Origin of the sequence: Bradyrhizobium sp. NC92, assembly GCF_025200865.1 — a bacterium.
In the GTDB taxonomy this organism is placed as follows: domain Bacteria; phylum Pseudomonadota; class Alphaproteobacteria; order Rhizobiales; family Xanthobacteraceae; genus Bradyrhizobium.
Genome location: NZ_CP104171.1, coordinates 7,956,247 through 7,972,942, shown reverse-complemented (window position 1 = coordinate 7,972,942; position 16,696 = coordinate 7,956,247). Strand labels below are relative to the sequence as shown.

Annotated in this window: 15 protein-coding genes; 2 read left to right on the top strand and 13 right to left on the bottom strand. The window is 65.1% G+C overall.

What is annotated here, in order from left to right; genetic code table 11:
- Positions 1 to 210: 210 nt before the first annotated feature.
- On the bottom strand, positions 211 to 1,440 hold the full coding sequence (gene hemA / locus N2602_RS37060) for a 5-aminolevulinate synthase (protein WP_212256174.1): 1,230 nt from the start codon (positions 1,438 to 1,440) through the stop codon (positions 211 to 213).
- A 279-nt stretch (positions 1,441 to 1,719) separates the two neighbouring features.
- Here hemA and aroQ point away from each other — a divergent pair, with 279 nt between their 5' ends.
- Positions 1,720 to 2,151 (top strand): type II 3-dehydroquinate dehydratase, encoded by a 432-nt coding sequence (gene aroQ, locus N2602_RS37055; protein WP_011084019.1) that lies wholly within the window; start codon positions 1,720 to 1,722, stop codon positions 2,149 to 2,151.
- A gap of 170 nt (positions 2,152 to 2,321) precedes the next feature.
- Here aroQ and N2602_RS37050 read toward each other — a convergent pair whose 3' ends face one another.
- From N2602_RS37050 to N2602_RS37035, 4 genes are all read right to left on the bottom strand, one after another.
- Positions 2,322 to 3,383, bottom strand: a complete 1,062-nt coding sequence (locus tag N2602_RS37050) for an MBL fold metallo-hydrolase (protein ID WP_260381180.1) — start codon at positions 3,381 to 3,383, stop codon at positions 2,322 to 2,324.
- 289 nt (positions 3,384 to 3,672) lie between these two features.
- Positions 3,673 to 5,817 carry a methyl-accepting chemotaxis protein gene (locus N2602_RS37045; protein WP_260381179.1) on the bottom strand — a complete coding sequence of 715 codons (2,145 nt, stop codon included), beginning with the start codon at positions 5,815 to 5,817 and terminating at the stop codon, positions 3,673 to 3,675.
- 163 nt (positions 5,818 to 5,980) lie between these two features.
- Positions 5,981 to 6,706, bottom strand: a complete 726-nt coding sequence (locus N2602_RS37040; RefSeq protein WP_260381178.1) for an outer membrane protein — start codon at positions 6,704 to 6,706, stop codon at positions 5,981 to 5,983.
- A 224-nt stretch (positions 6,707 to 6,930) separates the two neighbouring features.
- Positions 6,931 to 7,251, bottom strand: coding sequence for a hypothetical protein (locus tag N2602_RS37035; protein WP_260381177.1), 321 nt, complete (start codon positions 7,249 to 7,251; stop codon positions 6,931 to 6,933).
- Between the two features lie 187 nt (positions 7,252 to 7,438).
- Between N2602_RS37035 and N2602_RS37030 the strand changes: the two genes are divergently transcribed.
- On the top strand, positions 7,439 to 7,723 hold the full coding sequence (locus N2602_RS37030; RefSeq protein ID WP_246708859.1) for a hypothetical protein: 285 nt from the start codon (positions 7,439 to 7,441) through the stop codon (positions 7,721 to 7,723).
- Between the two features lie 35 nt (positions 7,724 to 7,758).
- Here the strand turns inward: N2602_RS37030 and N2602_RS37025 are convergent, their stop codons facing one another.
- The 8 genes from N2602_RS37025 to N2602_RS36990 all read right to left on the bottom strand — a co-directional run bounded on the left by N2602_RS37025 (position 7,759) and on the right by N2602_RS36990 (position 16,665).
- The gene (locus N2602_RS37025; protein WP_260381176.1) at positions 7,759 to 8,700 is read right to left on the bottom strand and encodes an AEC family transporter; all 942 of its coding nucleotides are present in this window, start codon (positions 8,698 to 8,700) and stop codon (positions 7,759 to 7,761) included.
- A gap of 171 nt (positions 8,701 to 8,871) precedes the next feature.
- Positions 8,872 to 9,081 (bottom strand): hypothetical protein, encoded by a 210-nt coding sequence (locus tag N2602_RS37020; protein ID WP_080133401.1) that lies wholly within the window; start codon positions 9,079 to 9,081, stop codon positions 8,872 to 8,874.
- Positions 9,078 to 9,254 (bottom strand): hypothetical protein, encoded by a 177-nt coding sequence (locus tag N2602_RS37015; protein ID WP_172786036.1) that lies wholly within the window; start codon positions 9,252 to 9,254, stop codon positions 9,078 to 9,080. Before N2602_RS37015 ends, N2602_RS37020 begins: the two co-directional genes overlap by 4 nt.
- Before the next feature lie 369 nt (positions 9,255 to 9,623).
- Positions 9,624 to 11,243: an ABC transporter ATP-binding protein gene (locus tag N2602_RS37010; protein ID WP_172786035.1), complete on the bottom strand. Its 1,620-nt coding sequence runs from the start codon at positions 11,241 to 11,243 to the stop codon at positions 9,624 to 9,626.
- A 2-nt stretch (positions 11,244 to 11,245) separates the two neighbouring features.
- Complete coding sequence (locus tag N2602_RS37005; protein ID WP_172786034.1) at positions 11,246 to 12,085, bottom strand: ABC transporter permease; 840 nt, start codon at positions 12,083 to 12,085, stop codon at positions 11,246 to 11,248.
- A complete protein-coding gene (locus N2602_RS37000; protein ID WP_172786033.1) occupies positions 12,082 to 13,053 on the bottom strand; it encodes an ABC transporter permease in 972 nt (323 codons plus the stop codon). The genes N2602_RS37005 and N2602_RS37000 overlap by 4 nt, the downstream gene beginning before the upstream one ends.
- Before the next feature lie 199 nt (positions 13,054 to 13,252).
- Positions 13,253 to 14,803, bottom strand: a complete 1,551-nt coding sequence (locus N2602_RS36995; RefSeq protein ID WP_172786032.1) for an ABC transporter substrate-binding protein — start codon at positions 14,801 to 14,803, stop codon at positions 13,253 to 13,255.
- 314 nt (positions 14,804 to 15,117) lie between these two features.
- Complete coding sequence (locus N2602_RS36990; RefSeq protein WP_260381175.1) at positions 15,118 to 16,665, bottom strand: winged helix-turn-helix domain-containing tetratricopeptide repeat protein; 1,548 nt, start codon at positions 16,663 to 16,665, stop codon at positions 15,118 to 15,120.
- Between the last annotated feature and the right edge of the window lie 31 nt (positions 16,666 to 16,696).

The following is a 16,696-nucleotide window of genomic DNA, read 5'->3' as shown; positions in this document are numbered from 1 at the left end:
CCCGCGGCCATCCTTCGAGACGCCCGCTTGAGGCGGGCTCCTCAGGATGAGGACGGAGTGCGTGGCTACGGTTCAAGAGGCACTGACGCTGATGAGCCTCATCCTGAGGAGGCGCGCCAGCGCCGTCTCGAAGGACGAGGCGTGCGCACCGGCCGCCGCGAGAAGTCATATGCGATAGGCCTGCCCTCCAGGGGAGGGTAAGGGAGAACCCTATTCCGCTGCCAGCGACTTGGCGCGCAGCGGCAGGCCGAGGCGGTCCCACACTTGCAACAGCGCTTCGGCAAGCTGATCGATCAGGCCGTCGTCATGATAGGGCGAGGGCGTGATGCGCAGGCGCTCGGTGCCCTTGGCGACGGTCGGATAGTTGATCGGCTGGATGTAGATCCCGTGCTCTTCCAGCAGCAGGTCGGAGGCCTGCTTGCACTTCTCGGGATCGCCGACGAACAGCGGTACGATGTGGGTGTCGCTCGACATCACCGGCAGGCCGGCGGCATTGAGGATCGCCTTGACGCGGGCGGCGCGGTCCTGGTGACGCTCGCGCTCCCAGCTCGACGTCTTCAGGTGCTTGATCGCGGCGGTCGCGGCCGAGCAGACTGCCGGCGGCAGCGCGGTGGTGAAGATGAAGCCCGGCGCATAGGAGCGCACGGCGTCGATGATCTGGCCGTTGGCGGCGATGTAGCCGCCGAGACAGCCGAACGCCTTGGCCAGCGTGCCCTCGAGAATGTCGATGCGATGCATCACGCCGTCGCGCTCGGCGATGCCGCCGCCGCGCGGGCCGTACATGCCGACGGCGTGGACTTCGTCGACATAGGTCATCGCGCCATATTTCTCGGCGAGATCGCAGATCCTGGCGAGCGGCGCGACATCGCCGTCCATGGAATAGAGGCTCTCGCAGACGATCAGCTTCGGCCGATCGGGGCCGGCCGCTTTCAACAGCTCTTCGAGATGCGCAACGTCGTTGTGGCGGAACACGATCCGCTCGCAGCCGGACTGGCGGATGCCCTCGATCATCGAATTGTGGTTGAGCTCGTCCGACAGGATGAGGCAGTTCGGAATGAGCTTTGCGATGGTCGGGATGCCGGTCTGGTTCGAGACATAGCCCGAGGTGAACAGCAGCGCGGCTTCTTTGCCGTGGAGATCGGCGAGCTCGGCTTCGAGCTGCACCAGCGGATGATGCGTGCCGGCGATGTTGCGGGTGCCGCCGGCGCCGGTGCCCACGCGCGTGGCGGTCTCGACCATGGCGCCGACCACCTTCGGGTGCTGGCCCATGCCGAGATAATCGTTGGAGCACCAGATCACGACGTCGCGCTTGCCCTTGGGCGAGTGCCAGACCGCGTGCGGGAACCGGCCGGCCGTGCGTTCGAGGTCGGCGAACACGCGATAACGCCGCTCGGTGTGGAGACGATCGAGGGCGGAATCGAAGAATTGGGCGTAATCCATCGGCAAAACCTGCAACGGAACCTGACCAAGGGGACGCATCTACTTAGAGCTTTTCCAGCTCTAATGTCTATGCGCTATCCCACATTTGGATCTGTGGAGCATTTGGGCAAAATGCCCTATCCGGCGCGTCGCAGTTTGATCCCGATCAACCCTGCGCGACATATAATGCTGCTCTGCACCATCTGCCCGGGCGAGGGTTCGGCCCCTCGGCCTCTCGTCTTCCGTCGCGGCCCGGCACGCGCTTTCCTTGCTCAACCAGGTCTTCGAAAGGGCCCTTCCATGAAGCGCGTGATGATCCTCAACGGTCCCAACCTCAACATGCTCGGTATCCGCGAGCCGCACATCTACGGCACGACGACGCTCGCGGAGGTCAACGCGAGCTGCGAGGAAGCGGCTGCCAAGCTCGGCCTCAAGCTTGCCTTCCACCAGTCCAACCATGAAGGCGTGCTGGTCGATCTGATCCAGTCGGCGCGGCAGGACGCCGATGCCATCGTCATCAATCCGGCCGGCCTGTCCTTCACCTCGGTCTCGATCATGGATGCGATCAAGACGTTCGAGGGCCCGGTGCTGGAGGTCCACATCTCCAACATCCACGCCCGTGACGAATATCACCGGCACTCCAAGATCTCGTTCGTGGCGACCGGCGTGATCTGCGGGCTCGGGCCGTTCGGCTACATCGCGGCGCTGCACGCGATCGCGAATATGAAGTGAGGTGATTGCCGCGGGGGTGGTCTACTCCCTCGCCCCGCTTGCGGGGAGAGGGTTGGGGTGAGGGGGACTCTCCGCGGGGACGGTGAGAGTTGGACTCGCGGAGACTCCCCCTCACCCGGTCGCTTCGCGACCGACCTCTCCCCGCAAGCGGGGCGAGGTGAAGAAAGAACTCACGTCGTCCGAAACTGCAGCACGCCGTCCTGCATCTCGGCCGTGAGGCGGCCCTCGACGATCATGTAGTTGACGTGGGCGACGAGCTCGCCGGCGGCAAAGCCCATCTGGTGCTCGTCGAGCACGTGCTTGTTGAACACGACAGGCACCAGGGCGCGCGAGGTTTGCGGCACCTCGCGGCAGGCTTCCGCGATCAGGCGGCAGCGCTCCTCGTGGTGGTCGGCGAGCTGCTTGATGCGGGTCTTCAATCCGTAGAACGGCACGCCGTGGCCGGGCAGCACCAGCACGTCATAGGGCAGCGTCGTGGTGAGGCTGGCGAGCGAGGCCAGATATTCGCCGAGCGAGTTCTGGTCGGGCTCGACCGCCCAGACGCTGACATTCGGCGAGATCTTGCTCAGCACCTGGTCGGCGGAGAGGAACAGCTTGTCGTCGGCGCAATACAGCATCACCTGGTCGAGCGCGTGGCCGCCGCCGGTGATGACCTTGAAGCGGCGCGTGCCGATCACGACGTCGTCGCCATGCGAGATGCGGCGGTAGGACGGCGGCAGCACCGAGACGCGCTTGAGATAGTCCTGGCCGCGGCCGAGCAGCTTTTCCGTGAGCGACTCGTCCATGCCATGGCGGCGGAAGAACAGCCGCTGCGCCTCGCGCCGCTCCTCGGTGCCGCGGTTCTGGTGATAGACCGATTGCAGATATTCGACCTGCGACATCACCAGCGGGCAGCCGAACCGCTCCACGATCCATCCGGCGAGACCGACATGGTCGGGGTGGGAGTGGGTGACGATCAGGCGCGTGATGGTGACGCCCTTCAGCGGGCCGTCGAACAGCTTGGTCCAGGCCTCGATCGTCTCCTCGTTGCCGAAGCCGGCATCGATCATCGCATAGCCGTCGCCATCGGCGAGCAGGTAGATGTTCACGTGGTTGAGGCGAAACGGCAGCTTCAGCCGCGCCCACAACACGCCGGGCCTGACCTCGACCACCTGTTCGGGGCCGGGATGCTGTTCCCAGGGGTAGCGCAGGGCCTCGGCCGAGGACGGCGCGGTATCGGTTTTTGAGCTCATGTTACCGGCTTAAACCCAGTGCGCGCGGGGCGCCAGCCGAAAAAGGATGCTGGGCGGCGACCGCATGGCGGTCATACCGAGGAGTGTTTTTCCGTGATGTGGGACGGTCGTGCCCAATACTCGCTGCACCTCTCCCGCTTGCGGGGGAGGTCGGCGCGTAGCGCCGGGTGGGGGCTCTCTCCCCACGGGGATAATTCTCGGGATGCCGCGAGTATCCCATTGTGGAGGCACCCTCACCCCAACCCTCTCCCGCAAGCGGGAGAGGGAGCGCAGCCTCAATGCCGCGTGCCTACGCGGCCCGCATGTCGTTGAGGAAGGCGTCGATCTCCCCGCGCAGCATATCGGCCTCGCGCCGCAGCGCGTCCGAGGCGCCCAACACTTCGGTGGCCGCAGCGCCGGCTTCGGCGGACGCGGTGGAGACGCCGACGATGTTGCTGGAGACCTCGCTGGTGCCGCCGGCGGCATGCTGGATGTTGCGGGCGATTTCGCGCGTGGCGGCGCCTTGCTCCTCGACCGCGGCTGCGATCGTCGTGGTGACGTCGTTGATCTCGCCGATGATCCGGCCGATGCCCTGGATGGCGCCGACCGCGGAGGTCGTGACTGACTGCATGCTGGCGATCTGGGTGCGGATCTCGTCCGTCGCCTTGGCGGTCTGGCTCGCCAGGCTCTTCACCTCGGAGGCGACCACCGCGAAGCCGCGGCCGGCCTCGCCCGCGCGCGCCGCCTCGATGGTGGCATTGAGTGCGAGCAGATTGGTTTGCGAGGCGATGGTCTGGATCAGGTCGACGACGACGCTGATGCGGCTTGCGCTGTCGGCAAGGCTCTGCACCGTGGCGTCGGTCGCTCCCGCTTCGTCGACCGCCTTCTTGGCGATCCCGGCGGAAGTCACGACCTGGCGGCTGATCTCCTGGATCGAGGAGGACAGCTGCTCGGTGCCGGCCGACACGGTCTGCACGTTGACCGACGTCTCTTCCGCGGCGGAGGCGACCGCGTTGACCAGCGCGTTGGACTGGTCGGCGGTGTTCGACATGCTCTGCGCCGTCGATTGCATCGAATTGGCCGATTGCGCCAGATTGTCGAGCGCGGAGCGCACCGTGCTTTCGAACTGGGCGATCTTCGCTTCCATGCGCGCGGCACGCTCGGCCTTGGCGATACGGTCCTTGTCCTGCTCGCTCGTCAGCGCGCGGGTCTCGATCATGCTCTCCCGGAACACCTGCAGCGTGTTCGCCATGACGGAGATTTCGTCGTTGTGATTCTTCGAGCGGTAGATCTCGGTTTCGAGATCGCCGTTGGCGAGCAGCTGCATCGACTGTTGCAGGGCGCCGATCCGGCGCAGGATGTTGCGGCCGACATAGAGCCAGACGAACAGCGCCGAGCCGACCAGCATCAGCGCGCCCAGCGCCAGCATGACTGAGGTCGCGAGCGAAATCTCCTGCCGCGCCTGGAAGGTCGAGGTGTTGGTCTCCTTCTGCACGCCGTCGACCAGCTGCTGCACGCTGATGCCGAGGCCGACGTTGAGCTTGCGGGTCTCGTCCAGGATGGTCTGGCCGTAGTCGATGGAATCGAGCTCCTTTTCGCGCAGATTGAACACGCCGGTCTTGCCGGTGCCGAGCGCGAGCAGCTTTTCCGCGGTGTCGCGCAGCATCTTGTTGCCCTGGTTGTCCGGCAACAGATCGAGGTTCGACCGCAGGCGGCCCTGCGCCGTCTTGAATTCCTTCTGGATGTCGTCGAGCTTGTCGCTGGTGCTCGCCGAAAGCGCCGCGCTCATGTTGGCGGCCGCGAGATTGCCGCTGGCGACGACGTTGCCGAGTTGGCCGACGGTCTGCGCGGCGTCGTTCGCATCGGCGGCGGACAGGTCGGCGGAACCGAGGATGGCATTGACTCGGGTCTGCGCGTCCAGCATCGCCGGGCTCGCTGCCCCGACGAAGGCGCCCTGCGCGTTGCGAAGCGCGTCATATTGCTTTTCGTGCAGGGCCGCGACGTCGAGCCGTTCGCGGGCGGCCTTGGTCAGGCTCTGAGCCGCCTCGTTGATGCTCTTCATCGTGTCGCTGAGTCCGGACACGACGCTCTTGTCGCCGCCGAGCTCGATGATCTCGTTGAGCTTCTGCTGCGTCTGCTCCTGCAATTCCCTGAGCTTCTTGGTGCGTTCGTTCAGGGCGTCTTCGCTTTGCGCCGCAAGCAGGGCCGGTCCCTGTGCCGCGAGGCTCGCACTCAGCGCCGACAATTGCAGGCTGGCGGAAAGGCGCGGAATGTCTCGTCCGCTCAGTTCAGAAATGCGTCCTCCGAGATTCTGCAGCGCAAGGCCTGCGCCGGCCGCGATCACGAGGCCCATGCCCGCGATCACCGCGAAGGCCGCGAACAGGCTGCCGCGCACGCCCCATCTCGGCATTTTGAAACGCGGCTTGAAACGGCCGAGACTGAAACGGATGCCCATCGAAATTCCCCCACGCCCTTGCTTATGTTTTGTGGCCGGGAGTATCGGGCGGGGCGGTTAAAAAATCGCAATTGCTGCAACCGGTTGCGCGCGTTCCGCAGAGCGAAAAAAGAAGGGCCGGCAACGTCGCCGGCCCCTCATCGCGATAACGTCTTGCTAACGATCAGTAGCGCGCCACAGCCGGGCTTGCCCAGTTGAAGCGGTAGTCGACGCCCGCCTTGAAGGTATGGTCGTCGGTGGTGAAGCTGCCGGTGCCCGCGAGCGGACCGCCGGTGAAGCTCGCCTCGCCGAAATTGTAGTACTGGTACTCGGCCTTGGCCGACCAGTTCGGGGCGAACATGTATTCGAGGCCGGCGCCGACGGTGTAGCCGTTGCGGTGATCGCCCGTGATGACGAAGGCGGTCGGCACGCCGCCGACGGTGACCTTCTCGTTGTTGTCCGAATAGGCGTAGCCGCCCTTCACGTAGACCAGGCCGGGACCCCAGGTGTAGCCGACGCGGCCGGTGATCGAGCCGAGGCCGCGCTGGTCGTTGGTGTAGGCGATGCCGCCCGGGAACACCGCGCCGACGCTGCCGGAGAGCCAGGAATACTGGCCTTCGACGCCGACCACGAAGTTGGGGTTGAACTGCCAGTCCGCACCGACCTGCACGCCGCCGAGGAAGCGGCCGTTGCCGTTGTTGCCGGTGGAGAGGCCGTTGAAATTGTTGTCGCTGGAGAACGCGCCACCGACATGGGCGCCGAGATAGAAGCCCGTCCAATTGTAGATCGGCGCGGCGTAGGCCGGCGCGGGCGTCTTGTAATAATTGCGGTTGCCGAGATCGGCGCCGACGGCCGGCGCAGCCGCGCCGAGCACGAGCAGCGCCACGGTCGCAAACAGAATCTTCTTCATGGTCTTGAACTCCAACACGTAAGGTCCCCGGCAGGCGCGTTCTCTGCGCCGCATTGGTTTTGCAGATAGCTCGCTTTTGACGAAAATGCTGTCACATCCGTGGCACAGCGAGACCCAACGTAACTTGTTGGGGTGCAAATGATTTTCGTGCTTAATGGCGACTTAAGAAGCGGTGAAGGAAGGCTTAACGGCGCGCTCTGTCGGTAACTTGCGCGCGTCTTGTGTTAACCAAGGCGCCGCCGCGCCTCATCGCGCATCTGCGCGCGAAAGGCGGCGCGCTTCGCCGGCCTGTCCTCCTCACGCACGTCGTGCCGATCGAAGATGTCGAACTTCTCCAGGATCGGATAGCGCTCGCTCGCCATCGCGAGCACGCGCAAGATCCTGGTCGCCTCCGGCGTCGGGCCGCTGACCTCCCAGCGCCGGATGGTGTCGGCGCCGCTCGTTCCCGGCAAACCGCAAAGCTTGGCCATGTCGGCCGCGCTGAGCTTGCGCTCGAGGGCATCGGAGAGGTCGTTGCGAAGCTGCTTCAGTTCGGCGCCGGTCATGCTTGCGTCCAGGGAAGTCACTGAAAGCAATGCACTAGCGCTGATTCGGGTCCATCCGAAGGCGGCGGAGTGCGCCGCGCCGCGGCACCTCCGTCCGCTCGCGGAGTTATGAAGGCAGACCCATGGAAATTTCCCGATCCATGAACACTTGGCATATCGGGGTGCGTAGCGTGCGAAAGGATCAGCCATGAAGACAGTCAGACTTGCCATCGCCGCGCTCATCACTACCGGACTTCTTGCCGCGCCTTTCGCGGCTGAAGCAAAAAAGGTCCGGTCGAGCCGGCATTACAGCACTGGCGTGATGGCGCCGACCAATAGCGGAGCCGGAGCGCCGGCCGCACAGCCGGGGGCGTCGTATGGATCGTCCGGACAGACGGTCGGCACCGTCACCGCGCCGTCGGTCGGATCATACAATTGGCCCTCGGTCGGCGTGACCAACTCGGTTCCGACCTGGAGCAATACCACGAGATAGAAAGGGCTCCGGGTAAGGCGCAAGCCACTGGCGGATCAACGTAGGCCGCTCGCCGATCCCGAGAGCAGGTAAAGCGCGATCAGCAATGTTGCGACCGACAGCATCGTCGTGATCGACACCGTGGCGGCAACCAGCTTTTCCTCGACCTTGTGCTCATGCGCGAGGACGTAGACGGTTTTCGCCGTCGGCACGGCCGCGCAGATGACGGCCGCAACCGTGTAGAGAGGGGTAAGGCCGATCATGACGGAAAGTCCGTAGACGATGAGCGGCATGACCACGAGTTTCACCGCCGCGAGTGCAAACGACGCTTTCAGGTTGGACCGCAGGCCCTCGACGGAGAGACCAAGCCCGATGGCAAACAGCGCGCACGGCGTGAGCGCGGCAGCGATCATGTTGAGGTAGGCCGCGACCGGTGCCGGAATCGGCAGTCCCGTCACCGCCCAGGCGAGGCCGATGAGCGTCGACAGCACCATGGGATTGAGCAGGATTTGCCTTGCCAGTCCCGTGGAGTGCACGGAGGCTCCGCGTGCATCGTGCTTTTCCAGCAGGATCACCGTGATCGGAAACATCACCGCGGCAACGAACACCGTCGCGACAGCCGCGGGCAGCACGGCGGGTTGACCGTAGATCGCATGCAGGATCGGTAGCGCGACGAATCCGGTGTTGGTCATCGCCGCTGCCATCCCATGGATGGTGCTGCTGGCAAGATCGTGTGTACCGCCTGCGCGGACCGGCAGGAACACGAGCGCGAAGCAGATCAGCGAGCCGCCGCCGAATGCGAGCAGAAAGCGCCATTCCAGGAGATTGCGCGCCGGCTCCTGGGCGATCGTGACGATCAACAGCGCCGGCATCGCCACGTTGTAGGCAAAGTGGACCAGGGCATCGGCAAGCGAGCGCGAGAGATAGCCAAGCTCGCCTGCGAGCCAGCCGGTGACGATGATCGCGAAGACCGGAAGAACGAGACTGGCGACTTCCATCCGGCGTCCCCCTTGCTGCGAACGGCCGCAACGAGAGGTTACTCCGGGGATGGAGTGCCGTCACTGCCCAACGTTCAGCGAGGCGCAGGCTTGGTGCCGTGTCCCGGACGCGCGAACGTGAGCCGGGACCCATCGCGAACGGCTTACTGCGCCGAAGCGAGAGGTCCGGGCCTAGATCCCGCGGCCGGTCTGTTGACCAATCACGCAGCGCCATGCCGCTAGGCGCTCGGCCGGATGCTGGTTCATCCATTCGGCGAGCTGCGGCGCGCCCATCAGGCACGACTGCACCGAGACTTGCGCGAAGTCCGACGTGGTGACGATCTGCTCGTGACAATTGGAGGGAGAGGCGAGGCTGCAAAGCACGGCGATGATCTTGATCACGATACGTTACCCCCGTCGCGGCCGATGAACGGGCGGCCGATCGCCGGCTTTCCCTGGCCCTCGTTGGCCGGATCGGCCGGCGGGAAGATGCTGTCGTAGATCGCGCGAGCCTCCTCGATGAGGCGTGCTCGCTCGCGCTCGGATTTTGAGACAAATCGAATAACTTCGCCCATGTTGGCTCCGAATATCAGTGTGAGTCCGTCATGAGATGACGTCGATCATTTCAATCGTCATCTATGGTGCCGCCTTCGGCCTTGAAGCGGCAGGCCCGGTCACGACCGGATAAAAAGCGCGTGACTGCGCTGTGCGATTCCCAGCATCCCGGTGTGTCTCATTTGCTGGGTTGTGAAGCTGCCCACCACGTCACGTTCGTTGTACGGCGGCAGCCGCGACGAGCGAGTATTGGCGTCAACTCACCCCTTGCCGACATGAGCAAGGATGGTCTCACAAAAGCAAATGCTGCTGGATCGAATAGGTTTCTCCCGCTCAGCGTGCAAGTTTTTGGAACCATCACGGAGATCGATGAATGAAGACGAGCCGTCTCAGGCCGCCGGCGCGTGCTCCTTCCGTCCGGGCACGGCTGCGAGCAACTCGCGCGTATAGGCATGCTCGGGCGCGGCGAACAGTTGTGCAGTCGGCTTCAGCTCGACGATGGCGCCGCGCTGCATCACCGCGATGCGGTCGCAGATCTGGGCCGCGACCCGCAGATCGTGGGTGATGAACAGCATCGACAGGCCGAGGCGCGCCTTGAGGTCTTCCAGCAGCTTCAACACCTGCGCCTGCACGGAGACGTCGAGCGCGGAGACGGCCTCATCCGCAACGATGATCTCCGGCTCGAGCGCGAGCGCACGGGCAATGCCGACCCGCTGGCGCTGGCCGCCGGAGAATTCGTGCGGATAGCGTTCGAGCGCGCCGGCATCGAGGCCCACCATCTTGAGGAGATCGCGGGCGCGGTCGAACGCAACTTTCGGATCGAGGCCGGCTGCGATCGGGCCGTCGGCGATGATGTGGACGATCTTGCGCCGCGGATTGAGCGAGGCGAACGGATCCTGGAAGATCATCTGGATGCGATGGCGCTCGGCGCGCAGCGCCTTGCCGGACAGAGACGTGAGGTCGGTCTCGCCGATCCGCACCGTGCCGCGGTCGGCTTCGATCAGCCGCATCACCAGGCGCGCCACCGACGATTTGCCCGAGCCGGATTCGCCGACCAGGCCGAGCGTCTCGCCCTTGAGGATGTTGAAATTGACCGCGCGCGCCGCATCGACGCGGCGATCCTCGCGGAACCAGCCGCCCGACGTGACATAGGTCTTGTCCAGCCCGATCACCTCGACGGCCCTGGCCCGATCGTCGAGTGGCTCTCGCGGCGGCGGATCCATCGAGGGCACGGCGGCAAGCAATGCCTTGGTGTAGTCGTGCTGCGGCGCGTTGAAGACGACTGTGGCCGGTCCTTCCTCGACGACCTTGCCGTGGCGGAGCACCACGACCTGGTCGGCGATATCGGCAACCACGCCGAAATCATGGGTGATGAACATCACCGCCATGTTGCGGCTCTGCTGGAGATTGCGGATCAGCTTCAGGATCTGGGCCTGCGTGGTGACGTCGAGCGCGGTGGTCGGCTCGTCGGCGACCAGCACCGCCGGCTCGAGCGCGAGCGCCATCGCGATCATGGCGCGCTGGCGCTGGCCGCCGGAGAGCTGGTGCGGATAGGCGCGGACGATGCGCTCGGGGTCGGGCAGGCCGACCTCGCGTGCCAGCGACAACGCCTTGGCGCGCCGCTCCTTCGGCGTGAGCAGGCCGTGGGCCTCGAACATCTCCGCCATCTGGTCGCCGATCCGCATCAACGGATTGAGCGCGGTCATCGGCTCCTGGAAGATCATCGCGAGCCGTCGGCCGCGCAGATCGCGCCAGCCGTCGTCATCGAGCTTGAGCAGGTCGCTGCCCTCGAACTGGATCTCGCCCGAGGCGACCGACACCGTATCCGGCAACAGGCCCATCAGTGCATGCGCGCACATCGACTTGCCGGAGCCGGACTCGCCGACGACGCAGACGATCTTGCCGGGCTGCAAATCGAGCGAGACGCCGTCGACCGCGAAGGGGCGCTCGGCGCCCTTGGGCAACGCGATCCGCAAGTTCTTGATGGAGACGGCGGGCGAGGCGGTCATCGTCAGCGGCCCTCCCGCGACAGGCGCGGATTGAGCGCATCGTTGAGGCCTTCGCCGATCAGGTTCAGCCCGAGCACCGAGATCAGGATGGCGACGCCCGGAAACACGGTGATCCACCAGGCCTGCCGGATCACGGTGCGGCCGGCGCCGACCATGTAGCCCCAGGAAATCAGATTGGGATCGCCGAGGCCGAGGAAGGACAGCGAGGATTCCAGCAGGATCGCGGTCGCCACCATCAGCGAGGCCAGCACGATCACGGGCGACAACGCGTTGGGGAGGATTTCGCGCAGGATGATCCAGCTGTTGCTCTGGCCGGTGACTACGGCGGCCTGGACATATTCGCGCGTCCGCAGCGACAGCACCTCGCCGCGCACGAGGCGGGCGACCGGCGGCCAACTCACCACTGCGATCGAGGCGACGATCGAATAGATCGAGGGCTGCAGGATCGCGACCAGCACGATCGCGAGCGCGAAGCTCGGAATGGTCTGGAAGAACTCGGTGAAGCGCATCAGGGCGTCGTCGACCTTGCCGCCGAAATAACCGGCCGTGGCGCCGATCGGCACGCCGACGATCAGCGCCACCAGCGTGGAGACGAGGCCGACCAGAAGCGAGACGCGGGCGCCGAAGATCATGCCGGCGAAGATGTCGCGGCCGAGCGCGTCGGTGCCGAGCGGCACGGCCCCGAGCGTGAACGGCGGCAGGAACGGCCGCTGCACCATGCGCCAGGGCGAGTTCGGGAACAGCATCGGCCCGAACACCGCGACGGAGACTGCGACCAGGAGGATGACGAGCCCGATGACGCCGCTCGGGCTCCTCAGCATCGATTTCCAGAACTGTTTCATGAGGCGTATTCGATGCGCGGATCGACCAGGCGATAGACGAGGTCGGTGACGAGGTTGAAGATCAGGACCATGGCGGAGCAGATCACGAACACGCCGAGCAGCAGATTGTAGTCGCGCTGCAGCAGGGCGTCGTACATCAGCCGCCCGATCCCGGGCCAGGCGAACACGGTCTCGGTGATGACGGCGCCGCCGATCAGCGTGCCGGAATGCACGCCGGCGAGCGTCACCACCGGCAGCAGCGCATTGCGCAGCACGTGGCGGCGCTGGATCACGGCGTCGCTAAGGCCCTTGGCGCGCGCCGTCTTGACGAAGTCGAGCCGTTTCACCTCGAGCATCGAGGCGCGCGTCATGCGGGTGTAGGTCGCCATGAAGAACAGGCCGAGCGTCATCGCCGGCATGATCAGGTGCTTTGCGACATCGACCGCATGGGCAAGGCCGGTGAGGTTGGCGCCGACCGTCTCGTAACCGAAGCTAGGCAGCCAGTCGAACGTGACCGAGAACAAGAGGATGCCCATCAGCGCCACCCAGAAGATCGGCATGGCGTAGAAGATCAGCGCGAACACGGTGATGCCGGTGTCGAGAAAGGTTCCGGCAAAGCGCGCGGCGAAGGTGCCGCAGAGGATGCCGAGCATCAGCGAGATCGCGAATGCCGTCAGGGTCAGCAGCAGCGTCGCCGGCAGCCGCTCGCCGATCAGCTTCGCGACCGGTGCCTGCTGGCGGAAGGAAAAGCCGAGGTCGAGGCCGACGACGCCCTTGACGTAGATGAAGAGCTGCTCGGGCAGCGGCTTGTCGAGGCCGAACTTCTCCCGGAGCTGCTTGACGAAGACCTGGTCGCTGGCCCCGGCTTCGCCCGCCATCACGATCGCGGGATCGCCGGGCGCCAGGCGGATCAGGAAGAAATTGAGGACGACGATCGCGAGCAGGACGATCACGCCCTTCAGAATACGCTGAGCGACGAAGGAGAGCATGATCAAACGGCGATGATATCGGGGTGGCCGCAACCGCAGCGGCGGTGCGCTCCCTCTCCCGCTTGCGGGGGAGGGCAGGGGAGGGGGTGCTTCCGCAAAGGGATTGCCAAGAGGAGAGAGCCCTCACCCGCTACGCTCTTCGAGCTTAGCGACCTCTCCCGCAAGCGGGAGAGGTAAGGGGAGTTCGGAGCGCCTGCCGTCACTTGTCGAGCCATGCGTCCTTGAAGCCATCGTTGACCCCGATCCCCGTGGTGATCAGGTTCTTGACCTTGCAGCGCGTGATGGTCGGGAATTGCAGCTCGAGCATCCAGGCCACCGGCACGTCCTCGACCAGGATCTTCTGCGCCTTCTCGTAGATTTCCTTGCGCTTGGAGTCGGGCGTCGCCACCGCGCCGTCGGCGAACAGCTTGTCGATCTCAGGGTTGGAATAGCCCTCGACGTTGTTGAAGACCTGGCCCTTGGCGATGTTGCTGGAGATGTAGTTGCGCCCCACCCCCAGCGCGGGATCGCCGTACTGGTAGAGATAGGTGAAGGCGATGTCGTAATCCCAGTCGCTGATCTTCTGGTTGCCGCCGGCAACGTCGGTGGCGATCGTCTCGATGGTCATGCCGACGTCCTGGAGATTCTGCTTCACGGCTTCACCCCAGCGCTGCCAGGTCTCGCCATAGGCCAGCGGCAAAAGGCGGATCTTCTCGCCCTTGTAGCCGGCTTCCTTCAGCAGCGCCTTGGCCTTGGCCGGATCGTAGGGATACTTCTTCACGTCGTCGGTGTAGTACTTGATGGTCGAGGCCGACGGGCCGGTGGCGACCTTGCCGAGCCCGTTCCAGATCACGTCCTTGGCGAAGTCGCGATCGACCGCATACATGATCGCCTGCCGCACCCGCTTGTCGGCGAGCGGACCCTGGCGGTTGTTGAGCCACAGCCAGGCCAGCGGCGAGAAGAATTCCCAGCCGGCGCCGGTGACGCAGGTGTCCTTCAGCTTGGACAGGCGCGGCACGTCGAAATTCTCGACCGAGCCGCCGGGCAGCACGTCGACCTTGCCGGTCTCGTACGCCACCGAGCGCGCGGCGGCGTCGGGAATGATCTGCCAGTAGATCTCGTCGAGGTAGGGCTTGCCCTTCTCGTGGTAGTTCGGATTCTTGATCAGGCGGATGAACGAGCCCTTCTGCCATTCCTTGAACATGAAGGGCCCGGTGCCGATGGGCGCGTTGTTGTAGGGATTGGTCTTCCAGTCGGTGCCGTCGTAGAGATGCTTCGGCACCATCGGCATCGAGCCGACCTCGAAGATGCCGAGGAACGGGCCGAACGGCTGCTTCAGCGTGAACACCACCGTGTAATCGTCCGGCGTCTCGATCTTGTCGACCTGCGCCAGGTTGGTGCGGGCGCGCGCATGGGTCTGCTTCAGCATCTCGATCGAGAACAGCACGTCGGCGGCGGTGAAGGGCTTGCCGTCATGCCAGGTCACGCCCTTCTTCAGCTTGAAGGCGTAGGTCTTGGCGTCCTCGCTGACGCTCCAGCTCTCGGCAAGCTCCGGCAGCGGGTCGAGCTTGGGGCTGTAGCGCAAGAGGCCTTCGAAGATGTTGCCCGAGACCATCTGGACCGGGCCGTTCTGGACCATCGCAAGCATCAGGCCCGGCGGCTCGGGTTGGATCACGGCATTGATCACACCGCCCGTCTTCGGTTCTTGTGCCAGCGCAGGGGCCGCAAGGCCGCAAGCCAGGAGGAGACCAAGCAACACTCGTTTTGGCATGTCGTATCTTTCTCAAGCGAGACCGGCCGCAAGCGCTTCGCAGGCGCCCTGGCGCGCAAAGCGACGGTCGGTCCATCCCATTCCCCATCCGCCATCGAGGCTCACACAGTCCCGTTCGGCGCGGCAAGATGAAAGTCGCGACAGTGCGCGCACAAAAAATGTACAGCGCGTCCTGTTTTGATGAGTTGGGCTTGTATTGCTGGGCGTCCGTCACGTTCGTCGTGCGTCGACATGACGGCTGCGAATAGCGACACAGCGTCGCGGCATGGCGGCGGCGAGAGCGCCCTCGCGCTTACCCGCCAGGGCAAGACGTCTTACCGCAACCCGGCGCGGCGGAATCCCTCCAGATAGTGGTCGCGATCTCGCTCGTCGGCCCACGGCAGCTGCGTCGCGATCCAGTGTAGCGAGATGCCAGGTTGGGTGCGGCGGAGCTCTCCGAGTGCCATGTCCGCAAGCGCGCCATCGCCGGACATGCCGGCGGAGACGGCGAGCACGCGGTAGGCGCCGGTGAGGTCGCCGCGGTGCCGGATCGCCTCGCGCGCGAGCGCGATGGCCTCGCCATAGCGCCGCTCGGTGAAGCGCGCATAGGCGGCGATGCCGTGATAGATCGCCAGTGACGGATCGCGCGGTGACAGCCGGATCGCTTTTTGCGCGGCCTCGAACGAGTCGTTCGAGCGTCCGGCATAGGACAGCGCCAGCGCGTAATAGCCCTGCGCCAGCGAGAAGTTCGGATTGAGCGCGAGCGCCTGCTCGAATTCGGACAGCGCGTCTGTGAGCCTGCGGGTCGAGAAGCAGACGCTGCCGAGCGCGGCATGCGCCCAGGAATCCTCATGGTCGCAGCGCACCGCTTTGAGCGCGGCGGCTTCCGCGGCCGGCGCGACCGCGGCGAGCTCGACCCAGCCGAGATGCACGCCGAACATGTCGTTCACGGCCAGCAGCGACAGCGCCTGGCCGTAATTCGGATCGATCGCGATCGCGCGCGCGAGCAGCGCCTTCGCGGCCTCGTGATCCTGGCGCGTCACGCGCCAATAATGCGACAGCGCGCGCATCAAGAGGTCCCAGGCGTCGAGGCTCGCCGGCGGCTTGCGATGGCTGCGGAAATTCTCGGCCGCGTGGATCTGCGGCTCGATCGCCGCGGCGATCGCGTTGGTGATCTCGTCCTGCACGGCGAAGACATCGACGAGCTCGCGGTCATAGCGCTCGGCCCAGAGATGGCTGCCCGAGACGGCGTCGTTGAGCTGTGCGGTGACGCGCACGCGGTTGTTTGCCTTGCGCACGCTGCCTTCGACGATGTAGCGGACACCGAGCTCCTCGGCGATCTGCCTGATATGGACCGCACGCCCCTTGTAGGTGAAGGAGGAGTTGCGGGCGATCACCATGAACCAGCGCTGCCTCGACAGCGCGGTGAGGATGTCCTCGCTGATCCCGTCGCCGAAATAGTCCTGCGCGGGATCGCCGCTCATGTTCTCGAAGGCGAGTACGGCGATCGCCGGGCGGTCCGCCGCGCGCGGGGGAGCGGGCTTGGCTTCCGTCCCCGCAGGCGCCGCCGCCAACTCTTCCCGGACTTCGCCGACGAAACGAAAGCCCTTGCGCGGAATGGTCTTGATCAGGCGCTGGGTCGCACCGTCATCGCCCAGCGCCTTGCGCGCGGCGTTGATCCGGCTGTTCAGGGCGGAATCCGACACGATCCGGTCGTTCCAGATCTGGCTGATCAGGTCATCCTTGCTGACCACTCGCGCCCGTTGCGTGACCAGATAAAGCAGCAGATCGAGCACTTGCGGCTGCAACGGAACGACCGTTCCCTCGCATGTGAGCTCCCGAAGGTCACCGTCCAGCACGTTGTTTTCAAAGCGAAATCGCACGTTTTCGTCGTCTCAAGCAAAAATCAAAGTC